Raw genomic sequence first — 13,490 nt, forward strand, 5'->3', positions numbered from 1 at the left:
AACGTTGCTGCGGTCCTGCTTTAGGCCCCGCCAGCAACGCGAACATTCAGAAGATAATCTGAAATTCCCGCACCGCAATAGGTTGCCGGTGCGGGAAATTGATATCAGGCAGAGTGCTCGACACCTTCTTGACGTTCCGCATGGATCAGCAATGGTTTTGCTTTTCCTTCGACAACATCAGCGCTGATGACGATTTCCTCGACACTTTCGAGGGTTGGCAAGTCGAACATGGTATCAAGCAAGATGCCTTCCATGATCGACCGCAAGCCACGTGCACCGGTTTTACGTTGAATCGCCTTCTCGGCAATTGCTTTGAGCGCATCGGTCTGGAAGGTCAGTTTAACGTCTTCCATATCGAACAGACGCTCATACTGCTTGATCAACGCATTTTTCGGCTCGGTCAGGATCTGGACCAAAGCATCATCGTCGAGATCTTCAAGCGTTGCCAAAACCGGCAGACGACCAATGAATTCCGGGATAAGACCGAATTTCAAAAGATCTTCCGGCTCGACACCGCGCAAGACATCACCCGTGCGCCGCTCTTCAGGGCTACGAACATCGGCACCAAAGCCAATTGCGCTGCCCTTGCCACGCTGCGAGATCACCTTATCAAGGCCCGCAAATGCGCCACCTACGATGAACAGGATGTTGGTCGTGTCGACCTGGAGGAATTCCTGTTGCGGATGTTTCCGGCCACCCTGCGGCGGCACAGAGGCAACAGTGCCTTCCATGATCTTCAGCAATGCTTGCTGGACGCCTTCGCCCGAAACATCACGCGTAATCGACGGATTGTCCGACTTGCGCGAGATTTTGTCGACTTCGTCAATATAGACGATGCCGCGCTGGGCGCGTTCGACGTTGTAGTCTGCAGCCTGCAACAGCTTAAGAATGATGTTCTCGACGTCTTCACCGACATAACCGGCTTCGGTCAGTGTCGTGGCATCCGCCATGGTGAAGGGAACATCAAGAATCCGTGCCAAGGTCTGGGCCAGAAGCGTTTTACCGCAACCGGTCGGACCTACCAGCATGATGTTGGATTTTGCCAGTTCGATATCTTCGTTCTTGCTGGCGTGATGCAGACGCTTGTAATGGTTGTGAACCGCGACCGAGAGAACTTTTTTCGCATGGCCCTGACCAATGACATAGTCATCAAGGACCTTGCAAATCTCTTGCGGAGAAGGCACCCCGTCAGCCGATTTGACGAGATGGGTTTTGTGCTCTTCGCGGATGATGTCCATGCAAAGCTCTACGCATTCATCACAGATGAATACGGTTGGACCGGCGATGAGCTTGCGAACCTCGTGCTGGCTCTTTCCACAGAAAGAACAGTACAGAGTGTTCTTGGAGTCCCCGCTATTCGATTTGCTCATACAAACCCCAATTACGTTTGACGTTATCTTTTATCGCCATGTTAGCCGGTAAACGATACCGATCTCAACGTTTAATCTGCGCTTTTCGGCCATTTGGCTACTTGATTGATATGGGATCGCCATTGTGGTTGCGAAACCCCTTACTCTAATCACCCAAACGTTTGAGTAACCCGCAAGTTCCAATCAACGGCCAAAAAGCCACGCACCCTCTTGTCTATGACTTAAAACTGCCATGAGGCAAGTCATAAAAAAACGCCCCGGCCAACGACCGGGGCGTTTTCACCGACCGTTATCAGACGATCAGTCTTTCTTTTCGGCGCTTTCCGTCTTCGGACGCGACGTGACCACCTCGTCAATCAGACCAAATTCCTTGGCCTGATCGGGGGTCAGGAAGTTATCACGCTCCATCGCATCTTCGATCGTCTTGAGATCGCGGCCGGTATGTTCGACATAGATCTCGTTAAGACGCTGACGCAGTGCCAGAATTTCGCGGGCATGGATTTCGATGTCCGATGCCTGCCCCTGGAAGCCGCCAGACGGCTGGTGGATCATGACACGTGCATTTGGCAGGCAATAACGCTTACCTTTTGCACCGGCCATCAACAACAGTGAGCCCATGGAAGCCGCCTGCCCCATGCACACCGTAGAGACATCACAACGGATGTACTGCATGGTGTCATAGATGGCGAGACCAGAAGTCACAACACCGCCCGGAGAGTTGATATAGAGCGAAATATCCTTATCAGGATTTTCCGATTCGAGATGCAGGAGCTGCGCGCAGATCAACGACGACATGCCGTCATGAACCTGACCGTTGATGAAGACGATCCGCTCCTTGAGCAAACGCGAAAAGATGTCATAGGCCCGTTCACCACGGCTGGTCTGTTCAACCACCATCGGTACGAGCGAGTTCATCCGTTCTTCAATCATCAACTGCAATCCTCCTGCATGATCCCAAACCGATTCCGGTAAGGATGTATTCACTTCCGATTAGTCAGCTTTCTTTTTAGCAGCCGGCTTCTTGGCAGCAGCTTTCTTGGCCGGAGCCTTTTTCTCTGCGTCCTTTTTCGCCGGTGCCTTTTTGGCAGCCGATTTTTTCTTCGGAGCTTCTTCTTCCTCTTCAGGCTTCAGAAGCTCTTCAACGGTAACGGTCTTTTCTTCAACCTTGGCAAGCTCAACGATGAAATCAACGACCTTGTCTTCATATACAGGGCCCTGAAGCGCCTGCAAGGCCTGCGGGTTATTTTTGTAGAATTCAATAACCTGCTGTTCCTGACCCGGATATTTCTGGGCTTCGGCAACGAGAACCTTGTTGACGTCTTCCTGAGTAACCTGAATGTCGTTGTTACGACCAACTTCAGCCAGAAGCAGACCAAGAAGAACGCGGCGTTCTGCGATTTCGCGGAACTCGGCGGTCAGCTCTTCTTCGGACTTGCCTTTGGTTTCGTCGTCTTCCTGTCCAGCTTCACGGGCCTGTTTGATCTGACCAATGATACCTTCGAGTTCGTTGTCGACCAAGGAGGTCGGCAGTTCGAACTTGTGGTTCTCAGCCAGCGCGTCAAGCAGTTCGCGCTTCATTTTCTGACGCGCGACCGATTCGTACTCACGACCGTAATCCTTGCGGATTGCGTCTTTGAGCGCCTCAAAGCTGTCCTGACCGAGTTTTTTGGCCAGTTCATCATCCAGCTCAGCCGGTTTCTTTTCTTTGATTTCTTTGACGGTTACGTCGAACTCGGCATCTTTGCCGGCAAGTTCAGCAGCACCGTATTCTTCCGGGAATTTAACTTTAACGACGAGTTCGTCGTCTGCGTTAACACCGGTAAGCTGCTCTTCGAAACCTTCGATGAACGAGCCGGAACCCAGCTCAAGTTCGTAGGCTTCGGCTTTGCCGCCTTCGAATGCTTCGCCATCGATTTTGCCGAGGAAGTCGATAACGACAACATCACCGGTTTTCGATTTGCGTTTGCGCGCCAACGGAGCAGTGGTGCCCTGTGCCGCTGCAATACGCTCAAGCGTTTCATTGACTTTGGCATCGTCGAGTTCAACGACTTCGCGGGTCAGCTTCAGCTTTTTGAAGTCCATGGCTTCGATCGCCGGGATGACTTCAACAGCAATGTCGAACTCAAGATCCCCGCCTTCATCGAATTTGGTTACTTCGATTTTCGGCTGAACGGCCGGGCGCAGGTCATTGTCGTTAAGAACTTTGCCTGTGTTTTCGTTCACAGTGGCTTCAAGAACTTCGCCCATGACCGATTGACCGTAGCGCTGACGCAGGAGTTTCGCCGGGATTTTGCCCGGACGGAATCCTGGAAGGCGAACCTGGTCTTTGATCTCGTCAAGCTTGGCGACGACTTTTTCTTCGATAAGTGCGGCTGGCACCACGACTTTGAACTCGCGCGCCAGGCCTTCGTTTTTGGTTTCAGTAACCTGCATAGATAACTCTTTTGCTTGGTTCGAATAATGTCCGTTACGCGACGCAGTCCGGACGTCAGAAAGTCAAAATGACTAAACGAATATGTAATCTGGTCCAAATGTATGGTCTGCAGAGTGGTACGGGCGAAGGGACTCGAACCCCCACGAATTGCTTCACCAGGACCTAAACCTGGCGCGTCTACCAATTCCGCCACGCCCGCACACAAGCATACCAAACACGCCGGACGAACCGGCATGAGTGCGCCTTAATACAAACTTCGCTGACCTCATGCAAGCATCGCCTTTCGACATTTGCGTTCTGGCTTCAATTAAACCGCTTCAACACCCCAAAACCTTGCGGTTCTGCTGGCTTCGTTATGTCATGAAACTAACGCAAATGGCGCTTCACACTGCTTGAAACAGCGATTTCGCCCTGCCCGACATAGTTTTCATGATTTTTTTCGATCATCGGCAGGTGATAAAGATAATTGACCATCATACCAAATGACTGCACCCAGCCGTCCGGCTTACCATTACCGTTCCAGTTTAAACGCTCGATGCGTGCGCCATTGCTGAGATGGAAATGTGCGACTGGATCAAATGCCGACCCGGTTTCTGGTCGTTTGGCATTCAAAAGATACCATGCAGTCAGAAACTCGATATTGGTTTTGGTGCGTTCCCCCACCGCATCAGGGCTTTGTGCAGGTGGTTTTGGCCCCATCAATTCATCACAATCGTTTAATGCCGCTTCGATAACCTTCGGTAAGCCTGTTTCCGCACCCTTTGCCATGGCATTAAGCTGACGATCCATCCATGTCCGCAGCCCCGGTATGGGGGACAAGGTGCAAAACTGTTTTAGATGCGGCAAATCGCGTTGTAGTTGGCTTACCACCCGCTTGATCAGGAAATCACCAAAGCTGATCCCGGCCAAACCGGCCTGCGCATTGGAAATGGAATAGAAAATTGCTGTATCAGCCCGCTCGACTGATCCCGCGTCATCGCCATCATGACCTTCATCATCATCGTCGGCTTGAATAAGCTTGTCGATGTTTCCGGCAATTCCGTTGACCAAGGCAACCTCGACGAAGATCAAAGGCTCATCTGGCATTCCCGGATGGAAAAAGGCAAAGCAACGCCGGTCGGGTGCAAGCCGACGTTTCAGATCATCCCAGCTTTGAATGGCATGAACGGCTTCATAGGCAATCAGTTTTTCCAAAAGCGACGCGGGTGAATTCCACGTAATCCGTTCGAGTTCAAGAAACCCGATATCAAACCATCCCGCCAGCAAGGTCTTGAGATCACGTTCCAACATTGCCAGTCCGGGGGCTTCTTTGCGCCACCGCAAAAGATCACCGCGCAGATCAACCAGAAACTTCACCCCCTGCGGTAATGAATTGAATTCCTTAAGAATTGATCGAAATGGCGGCACAAGCGCATCGCGCAGTTCAGATTCGAGCAACGCCCTTTCCGCCAGATCATCGGCCATATCCCAATCTGTCATGATGGCCGCAACCCGGTCACGATCAATCCCAAATTCATTGACCAGCAAATGCAAGAACGCCCGCTTGCCATCGTCATCAAGACGCAAGAAATCATGACCAAGGGCGGCCGCCCGCCCCCGTGCCGACACCGCCCCACCGCGCCCGGCAAGACAATCAGCAATCTGCCGACGCCAGTGTTCCTGACGGCTCTGGTTTTCGTCGCGTCCCAAACTGCGTACGACCGAACTGTCACGCAGTTCACGCCACGCACCACGCAAATTATCAAGTGTTCTGTCGAGAAATGTTTGCGACATGATGGCCTCCAACGCTCTGTTGGGAGAAATATTGTACTGCGCCGGCAATTTCAAAATCTGGCATGACAACAACAAGATACGCATCGCTTCGTCATGCTTGATGTCCTGATATATCGGTGTTGTTTTGTTCTGCGTCCAGCATCGCAACAAAGATGTCATCGAAATGACCACGCAAAGGCTAAGTAAAAGCTATTTGCGCGATGCCAGCCACAATTCGCGCAAGATCACCGGCAAATGATCGGGGATGTCCTCGGCAATCAAACCCGGCCCGATGTCCGTGCCACTGCGCCCGTGCAACCAAACACCCATGCAGGCCGCATCAAACATCTCCATGCCTTGTGCCATAAGCCCTGCAATCACCCCGGCCAAAACATCCCCCGACCCGGCTGTTGCCAACCATGGGGCATCAACCGCACTGATGGCGGCACGTCCATCCGGGGCCGCAATAACGGTGTCCGCCCCTTTTATCAGGACCGTGGCACCACTGCGCTTGGCCGCCGCACGCGCACGGGCCAGCTTATCGCCGTCAATATCGGGAAACAGGCGTGTAAATTCGCCTTCATGCGGCGTCACAACCGTTGGTCCCTGAACGGCAAAACATAATGTGGATGGATCGTCGGAGAAACTGGTCAGCGCGTCCGCATCCAAAACGGTTGATCGGCAAAGATGCAAAAGCTGCAACACCAGACTGCGCGTACTGTCACCAACCCCGTAGCCCGGCCCAACAACAAAAGCATTATGCCGACAGTCGTTCAAAAGGGCTTCAAGCCCGGAAATGGATGCCGTCATAGTGCCCGGGGCATCGGCGGCATAGACCGGCAATACAGACGCATCGGAAACAATGGTCAACAACCCAACGCCCGAACGCCGTGCGGCGCGCGCGACAAGTCGTGTCGCACCCGTCATCATGGTCCCGCCAAAAGCCAGCAAATGGCCACGATGATATTTATGACCATCAAGCCCCGGCCAGCGAATACCAGCCCGCCACAACACCGGATCATTGCGCCAGCATGTCGGACGGATTTCCGACACCACCTGATCGGAAATGCCAATATCACGGATGGCAAGTTCACCGCACAGCTGCCGTCCCGGCAACAAATAGTGCCCCGGCTTGGCCCGACAGAATGTCACCGTCAGATCCGCCTTGATCGCACACCCCATAATGCAGCCGCTGTTTCCGTCAACACCGCTTGGCACATCGACCGAAACCACCACAGATATGCTGTCATTGACCGATGCAACAAGGTCGGCAACGTCGCCGGTAATGTCACGCGCCAGCCCCGCGCCAAAAATACAATCAACAATCAGATCCGCACCAACCACCAATGCCGGTGACAAGCGTTCGGTTGCACCGTCCCACTGTTTGGCATGAAAGGCTGCATCACCGCCAAGGTGTTCAATCTCACCCAGTAACCCAAGCCGTACTGACCAGCCTTCGTCACGCAGCAATCTGGCAATGACAAAACCATCACCACCGTTATTGCCCGGACCACACAGAACCGAAACTGATCTGGGTGACCAATGGCGTATGATTTCCTCAAACACCGTCCGCCCGGCATTTTCCATCAGGACATCACCGGGAATGCCACCGTCAATCGTCTTTCGGTCAGCGTCATACATCTGGTCGGTTGTTAGAATTTCAAACATTTTTCACCCTCAAAATTCCCTACCAACATTCCCTATCAACATCCTCTGCTCAGTCAACCTAAGCACCGACTGTAAATCAGCAACAGACATCGGTAGCCATTTGTTTTTCGGCTCAGTATATTGCAAACGATTTCGCGAGTCAGACAGTTAAGACAGTTACGATCATTTGCATCGGTGTTTTGGTCTGATCGGCCCGCATACGCGAGAATTCACAACGAGGCTTTTCCGGCATGCATGTTGTCGTTTTGGGCGCTGGCGTCATTGGGACGACGGCGGCCTGGTATCTTTTGGAAAATGGCCATCAGGTTACTGTCATAGACCGCCAACATGCCAGCGCACAGGAAACCAGCTTTGCCAATGGCGGGCAAATTTCGGCCTGTCATGCAACACCCTGGGCCAATTCAAGCACTCCCAAACAAATCCTGAAATGGCTGGGCCGCGAAGAAGCACCCCTTTTGTTTCGGATGCGCTTTGACCCAAAGCTGTTTGCCTGGGGGCTTCGTTTCCTGCGCAATTGCACCGATGCACGGGCAAAAGAAAACCTTGAAAAGGCGTTGAGGGTTGCGGTCTACAGCCGTGACTGCCTAAGGCAACTGCGCGAGGATACCGGTCTTGACTATGATCACCGCCAACAGGGCATCCTGCACATATGCCGTGATGACGATGAATTAACCGCGGTTGAGACAGCCACCGCGCAAATGCGTGACTTTGGTCTGAACCGGCGCGTGGTCAGTGCCGAAGAATGTTACGAAATTGAACCAACCTTGCGTCACAGCAAGGCCCGCATCATCGGCGGCAGCTTTACCCCCGACGATGAAAGCGGGGACGCGCAAAAATTCACCAGCCTTCTGGCAGAAAAATGTATCGAACGTGGCGCAATTTTCAAATTTGGCACCACGATCACGGGCCTTGACCATGATCAGGGGCGCGTTACGTCTGTGCGCACCGATCAAGGGAAGATTTCCGGCGATGCCTTTGCCGTCTGCTTGGGCAGTTACAGCCCGTTTTTGACCAAACCCCTTGGTATCCATCTTCCGATATATCCCTGTAAGGGCTACTCCATCAGCATCGACACCACCGGGCATGATGGTGCTCCGCAAACCGCCCTGATTGATGACAGTGTGAAAATGGTTTATGCGCGCCTTGGCAACCGGCTTCGCGTGGCGGGAACAGCCGAACTGGATGGATATTCCCTGCGGATGTCCGAACGTCGCAAACAGTTGATTGTTGATAAAGCATTCGAATTATTCCCGAATTCCGGAGATCGGTCCAAAATTGAGTTTTGGTCAGGCCTGCGCCCGGTTACCCCGGATTCTGCCCCTATTCTTGGGAGCACAAAATATGGTAATCTATTTCTAAATACGGGGCATGGGACGTTGGGTTGGACAATGAGTTGTGGATCAGGCAAGGCAATCGCCGACCTGATAAGCCGCAAACGCCCAGACATTCCACTAACGGGGTTAGGTATCGAACGTTTTTGAACGGGCGTTACTGACGAATGATGGGATCAGGGGACGACATGACCAGCAATACACCGATTGGCACGCATACCGTACCATTGGCAGATCAGGTCGTTCTTAACGCCCTTCCGTATGCCGCGATCATTTGTGACCGCAACGGAAAGGTCCTGCAATGTAACGAAGCCATTGCACGGATGATTGGCGTTTCCAAGGAACGCATGCTGGGCACCACCGCCGGCTTCCTGTCCAAAGGCCTTCTGAACGACATTGAAGATGTTTTCGCATCCGGGCGGTCCTGGCGCGGTGACATTGTGCTGGTCAGCGCAAATAACGACAGCCACGTCTGTGACCTGTCGATTGCGCCGCTGGAATACTTCCAGAACAATGAGACCCGCACGGCTGTCTTGATGACACTTCTTGAAAATGACCGTCAAAAACAGGCCGAACGCAGCCTGATGGAACAAAACCGCAATCAGTCCGATGCCAATGCGTCAAAATCCGACTTTATCGCCAATATGGGCCATGAGTTGCGCACACCGCTGAATGCAATTATCGGCAATTCCGAACTGATTGCCGAAGGTGTGCTTGGCGATATTACCGACGGATACCGTGATTGTGGACGCGATGTTTTTGAGGCTGGCAAGCACCTGCTGGAACTGGTCAACAACGTTCTTGATGTTTCCAAGCTGTCGGCAGGGTCCATGACGTTGCAGTTAAACGACGAAGACCTTGTGTGCGTCATCAAAGAAGCCACAAAGCTTGCACGTGAAGATATTTCCCGCCACCAGCACAGCCTGCACTTCAATATTGCCGAAACACCAGTTCCGATGCGCTGTGACAAGCTCAAGATCAAGCAAATCCTGATCAACATCCTGAGCAACGCGGCAAAATTCACCCCCGACGGCGGTGTCATAACCGTTGAACTTGCCCAGACGGACAAGGACATCACGATTTCCATCGCAGATACTGGTGTGGGCATGAGCCCAAATGACATCCCGCGCGCCTTTGCGCGGTTTGCACAGCTTCATCCTTCCGGAGTTAAGGAAAGCACAGGGACCGGTCTTGGTTTGCCGCTGGCAAAGCTTCTGGTCGAACTGCATGGTGGCCGCATGAGCATCGAAAGTGCGCTTGGCAAGGGAACGACTGTGGGCATTACCCTGCCCCGTCTCTGATCACCGCCTGAATAGACCGACCCAAAACACGCAAAGCCCGCAACGGAGCACTTTGGCTCTGATGCGGGCTTTGCTGTCTGTTGGCCTCTGGTCTGGCTTATTGCTGCTTGGCAGAAAGGTTTATTTGATCGTGGCGTTGCCTGATTTCGGCGGGCCAACGGCTTTTGACGTAAGAAAGGCTGGCCAGAATTTCCTCATCCGTTAGGACATCCTCAAACCCGGGCATCGCCGACTGATAATCCTCCCCGGCCATGACCGATGGCCCATATTTGGTTAGAGCAAACAGCACCGCATCAGGATGATGCCACGTATGTCCGGTTTCATCATGAGGTGGTGCAGGTAGCAATCCGTTGGCATCGCGTTCACGCCAGTTGTCCTGTCCTTCGAATTGCCGACCGTGGCACGACGCACAATTGGCGTCATAGACTTTCTTGCCAAGTGCGACCAACTTCAAATCATCCGGGCGAAGTTCAACGGATTGATCTCCACCAGCCCCCGGCCCGAAGAAAGTGATGATGCCATAAACAATGGCGGCACCAACCACCCCGCCGATGACGAAAACGCCTTTATCTTTCACTGTGAACTCTCTCTTTGTTTATATCGCGCGTTTTTAACTGGCGAGATCATTGATGATGGGGCAATGCGGGCGATCATCCCCATGACAGGCATGCACCAGATGAGACAATGTCTTTTGCAGGCTTTGCAGCTCAGCAATCTTGCGTTCGATTTCCGCCAGATGGGTTTTTGCGATGTTTTTGACGTCCGATGACGCGCGGTTGCGGTCTTCATACAGCGACAACAACACGCGGCAATCCTCAACCGAGAACCCAAGCCCGCGTGCACGCTGTAAAAAGCGCAACTTGTGCAAATCATCCTCACCATAATCGCGATAACCATTGGCAAGACGTCCCGGCGTCACCAGACCGATATCTTCGTAATACCGGATGGTTTTGGCGGGCAACCCGCAGGCACTTGCAGCGTCGGAAATATTCATTTTTGTGCCCCCCGCGCTTTCCAGCGTCGCAGCATCACAGAGTTACTGACAACCGATACGGAACTAAGTGCCATAGCCGCCCCGGCAATCGCCGGGCTCAGCACACCAAAGGCAGCCAAAGGAACACCGATGACGTTATAGGCAAAGGCCCAAAACAGGTTCTGGGCAATTTTGCGACGGGTTGCGATTGAAATATCAATGGCGTCGGCCACCAACGCTGGATCGGAACGCATCAGTGTAATGCCAGCCGTTTCCATGGCAACATCGGTTCCCCCGCCCATAGCAATACCGACATCCGCTGCGGCCAACGCTGGTGCATCATTGATCCCGTCGCCAACCATGGCGACATGACGGCCTTCTTTACGCAGTTTTTCAACTGCCAGCGCCTTGTCCTGCGGACGAATACGCCCTTCACCGCGTTCAAGACCAAGTTGTTCGGTGACATAGCTTGCAACTTCCTGACTGTCACCTGACAGCATGATGCTGTTAATCCCGCGCGCCTTAAGGTCGGCAATCGTCTGTTTGGCACTTTCGCGAATGCGGTCTTCAAGGGTTATAAAACCGCCATATTTGCCATCAATCGCGATCAGGATGACAGTTCGCCCACGCGCCTCATGTTGCGAAATATCAGCCGAAATGGCATCGGCATCCGGCATGGAAACTGATTGATCGCGCAACATGGTGTCCGTTCCGATGACAACAGATTTGCCTTCGACCGTTGCCATCACGCCAGCACCGGTTTTGCCCCGGAACTCGATCACATCTGGGATATCCATCCCCTTATCACGAGCAATCGACACCACAGCACGGGCCAATGGATGTTCGCTGGCCGCCTGAACCGCAGCGGCAAGACGCAAAAGATCATTTTGATCAACACCGTCAACAGGTTTGACATCGCGCACCGTCGGGCTGCCTTCGGTCAGGGTGCCGGTTTTATCAAAGATGACGGTATCAATGTTATGAGCCTGTTCAAGCGCATCAAAATTGCGGATCAGAATACCCGCACGCGCTGCACTGCCCGTACCGGCAACCAGCGCCGTTGGTGTTGCCAGACCAAGCGCACAAGGGCACGCAATCACCAGCACTGACACAGCGGCCACGATGGATTCTTCCATCCCGAAACCGGCGAACAACCAACCAGCCAGCGTCACAAGCGCAATAACGATGACGACGGGGACAAAGACAGCAGAAACCCTATCCACCAGTTTTTGAACGGGTGCCTTGCCAGTTTGTGCCTTTTCTACCAAGCGAATGATGCGCGACAACGTGGTGTCATCGCCAACAGCACTGACCTTGATATCAATCCGTCCGGTGCCATTGACCGCCCCACCGACAACCTCATCCCCGCCCACGCGTGCAACCGGGCGTGTTTCACCGGTGATCAGGCTTTCATCAAGTTCGCTTTCGCCCGCGTCAACAATGCCATCAACAGGCAAACGTTCACCGGGCAATACCCGCACGATATCGCCAACCTTCAGTTCGTCGATGGCAACATCAATATCCTTGCCATCGACGATTTTACGGGCACGGCGCGGACGCAATGCCATCAATTCGCGAATGGCGGCAGATGCCCCGCGTTTGGCGCGATCTTCCATGATCTTACCGCCAAGGATCAGGGTAATGATGGCGGCAGACGCCTCAAAATACAGATGTGATTGGCCACTCTGGGCGACAATCATGTTGTACAGGCTCAGGAAATAAGCCGATGACGTGCCCAATGCGACGAGAACGTCCATATTGGCACTGCGATGGCGTAATGCGGCAAACGCCCCGCGATAAAACCGCCACCCGATCAGGAACTGAACCGGTGTTGCCAAGGCAAGTTCAACCCACGCAGGTAAATGATATTCAACGCCGAGATACATCCAGACCATCTGAAGCACCAGCGGTGCGGTCAGAACTACCGACGCGCCCAGCAACAGCAACGACCGGTCAACCGGTTTGTCTGACCGCGCCGCGGTTTCGCTATCATTATTGTCGTTTGCAGATGATTTATTCCGTGATGTCGCATGATACCCGGCGCCTTCGACCGAACGAATGGCGATGTCGTCACTCATCTGACCGGGAAGTGCGGTGATGCTGGCCTGCTCAAGAGCAAAGTTCACAGTGGCCTCTGTCACACCGGGCAATGCGGCCAATGCCTTTTCCACACGACCGGCACAGTTGGCACAGGTCATGCCATCAATGTCATAGGACCAGGTTTCTTCGGCGACGGAATAACCGGCATCCGCGACCGCCTGCGCAATGCGCCGCACATCCACTTTGTCGCCATCAAAGGCGACATGTGCGGTATTGAGGGCAAGATTGACATCAACGCTTGTGACCCCCTCAAGTCCACCAACCGACTTTTCCACCCGTCCGGCACATCCGGCACAACTCATACCGGTGATTTCAAGGTTCACGTCGCGGCTGTTGGCGCTTGGGCTTTGTGGTGTTTTCGCGTCTGACGCAGGATCGTTGATCGCGGCGTCTTTTGCTTTTGTCCGGCTATTCATTTTCCTGAACCCTTAACGTGGTTTCATGTCTGATATAGGCGACGATAGACCTTCCAGCAACTGGAAGGTCAAGCAGGAAAATCAAACAGCCGCAAACCAAATGCCAAAGCAAGGTCGCCACAAACAAAAAGGCCCCGAAATGCAA

10 protein-coding genes and 1 tRNA gene are annotated in these 13,490 nt (G+C 53.3%); 2 read left to right on the plus strand and 9 right to left on the minus strand.

Features of this window, described 5'->3' with window-relative positions; all coding sequences use genetic code 11:
* Window positions 1-104: 104 nt before the first annotated feature.
* The 6 genes from clpX to COO92_RS06195 all read right to left on the minus strand — a co-directional run bounded on the left by clpX (window position 105) and on the right by COO92_RS06195 (window position 7,224).
* Entirely contained in the window at window positions 105-1,370 is a 1,266-nt protein-coding gene (clpX, locus tag COO92_RS06170; RefSeq protein ID WP_022732405.1) for an ATP-dependent Clp protease ATP-binding subunit ClpX, read from the minus strand.
* A 300-nt stretch (window positions 1,371-1,670) separates the two neighbouring features.
* Window positions 1,671-2,300: an ATP-dependent Clp endopeptidase proteolytic subunit ClpP gene (gene clpP, locus COO92_RS06175; protein ID WP_022732406.1), complete on the minus strand. Its 630-nt coding sequence runs from the start codon at window positions 2,298-2,300 to the stop codon at window positions 1,671-1,673.
* Between the two features lie 60 nt (window positions 2,301-2,360).
* On the minus strand, window positions 2,361-3,803 hold the full coding sequence (gene tig, locus COO92_RS06180) for a trigger factor (protein WP_022732407.1): 1,443 nt from the start codon (window positions 3,801-3,803) through the stop codon (window positions 2,361-2,363).
* Window positions 3,804-3,918: 115 nt separating this feature from the next.
* Window positions 3,919-4,003, minus strand: a tRNA-Leu gene (locus COO92_RS06185).
* A 167-nt stretch (window positions 4,004-4,170) separates the two neighbouring features.
* Window positions 4,171-5,577, minus strand: coding sequence for a malonyl-CoA decarboxylase (locus COO92_RS06190; protein WP_101300964.1), 1,407 nt, complete (start codon window positions 5,575-5,577; stop codon window positions 4,171-4,173).
* A gap of 189 nt (window positions 5,578-5,766) precedes the next feature.
* Window positions 5,767-7,224: an NAD(P)H-hydrate dehydratase gene (locus COO92_RS06195; protein ID WP_101300660.1), complete on the minus strand. Its 1,458-nt coding sequence runs from the start codon at window positions 7,222-7,224 to the stop codon at window positions 5,767-5,769.
* Between the two features lie 230 nt (window positions 7,225-7,454).
* Between COO92_RS06195 and COO92_RS06200 the strand changes: the two genes are divergently transcribed.
* Both COO92_RS06200 and COO92_RS06205 read left to right on the plus strand, forming a co-directional pair.
* Window positions 7,455-8,705 (plus strand): D-amino acid dehydrogenase, encoded by a 1,251-nt coding sequence (locus COO92_RS06200; protein WP_101300662.1) that lies wholly within the window; start codon window positions 7,455-7,457, stop codon window positions 8,703-8,705.
* 38 nt (window positions 8,706-8,743) lie between these two features.
* Window positions 8,744-9,856 (plus strand): PAS domain-containing sensor histidine kinase, encoded by a 1,113-nt coding sequence (locus tag COO92_RS06205; RefSeq protein WP_022732411.1) that lies wholly within the window; start codon window positions 8,744-8,746, stop codon window positions 9,854-9,856.
* A 97-nt stretch (window positions 9,857-9,953) separates the two neighbouring features.
* Here COO92_RS06205 and COO92_RS06210 read toward each other — a convergent pair whose 3' ends face one another.
* The 3 genes from COO92_RS06210 to COO92_RS06220 are packed head-to-tail and all read right to left on the minus strand — an operon-like array spanning window position 9,954 to window position 13,345.
* On the minus strand, window positions 9,954-10,433 hold the full coding sequence (locus COO92_RS06210; RefSeq protein WP_101300664.1) for a c-type cytochrome: 480 nt from the start codon (window positions 10,431-10,433) through the stop codon (window positions 9,954-9,956).
* A gap of 33 nt (window positions 10,434-10,466) precedes the next feature.
* Window positions 10,467-10,850, minus strand: a complete 384-nt coding sequence (gene cueR / locus COO92_RS06215) for a Cu(I)-responsive transcriptional regulator (RefSeq protein WP_022732413.1) — start codon at window positions 10,848-10,850, stop codon at window positions 10,467-10,469.
* Complete coding sequence (locus COO92_RS06220) at window positions 10,847-13,345, minus strand: heavy metal translocating P-type ATPase (RefSeq protein ID WP_101300665.1); 2,499 nt, start codon at window positions 13,343-13,345, stop codon at window positions 10,847-10,849. The genes cueR and COO92_RS06220 overlap by 4 nt, the downstream gene beginning before the upstream one ends.
* Between the last annotated feature and the right edge of the window lie 145 nt (window positions 13,346-13,490).

It is taken from the genome of Thalassospira lohafexi (genome assembly GCF_002844275.1).
Classification (GTDB): Bacteria; Pseudomonadota; Alphaproteobacteria; order Rhodospirillales; family Thalassospiraceae; genus Thalassospira; species Thalassospira lohafexi.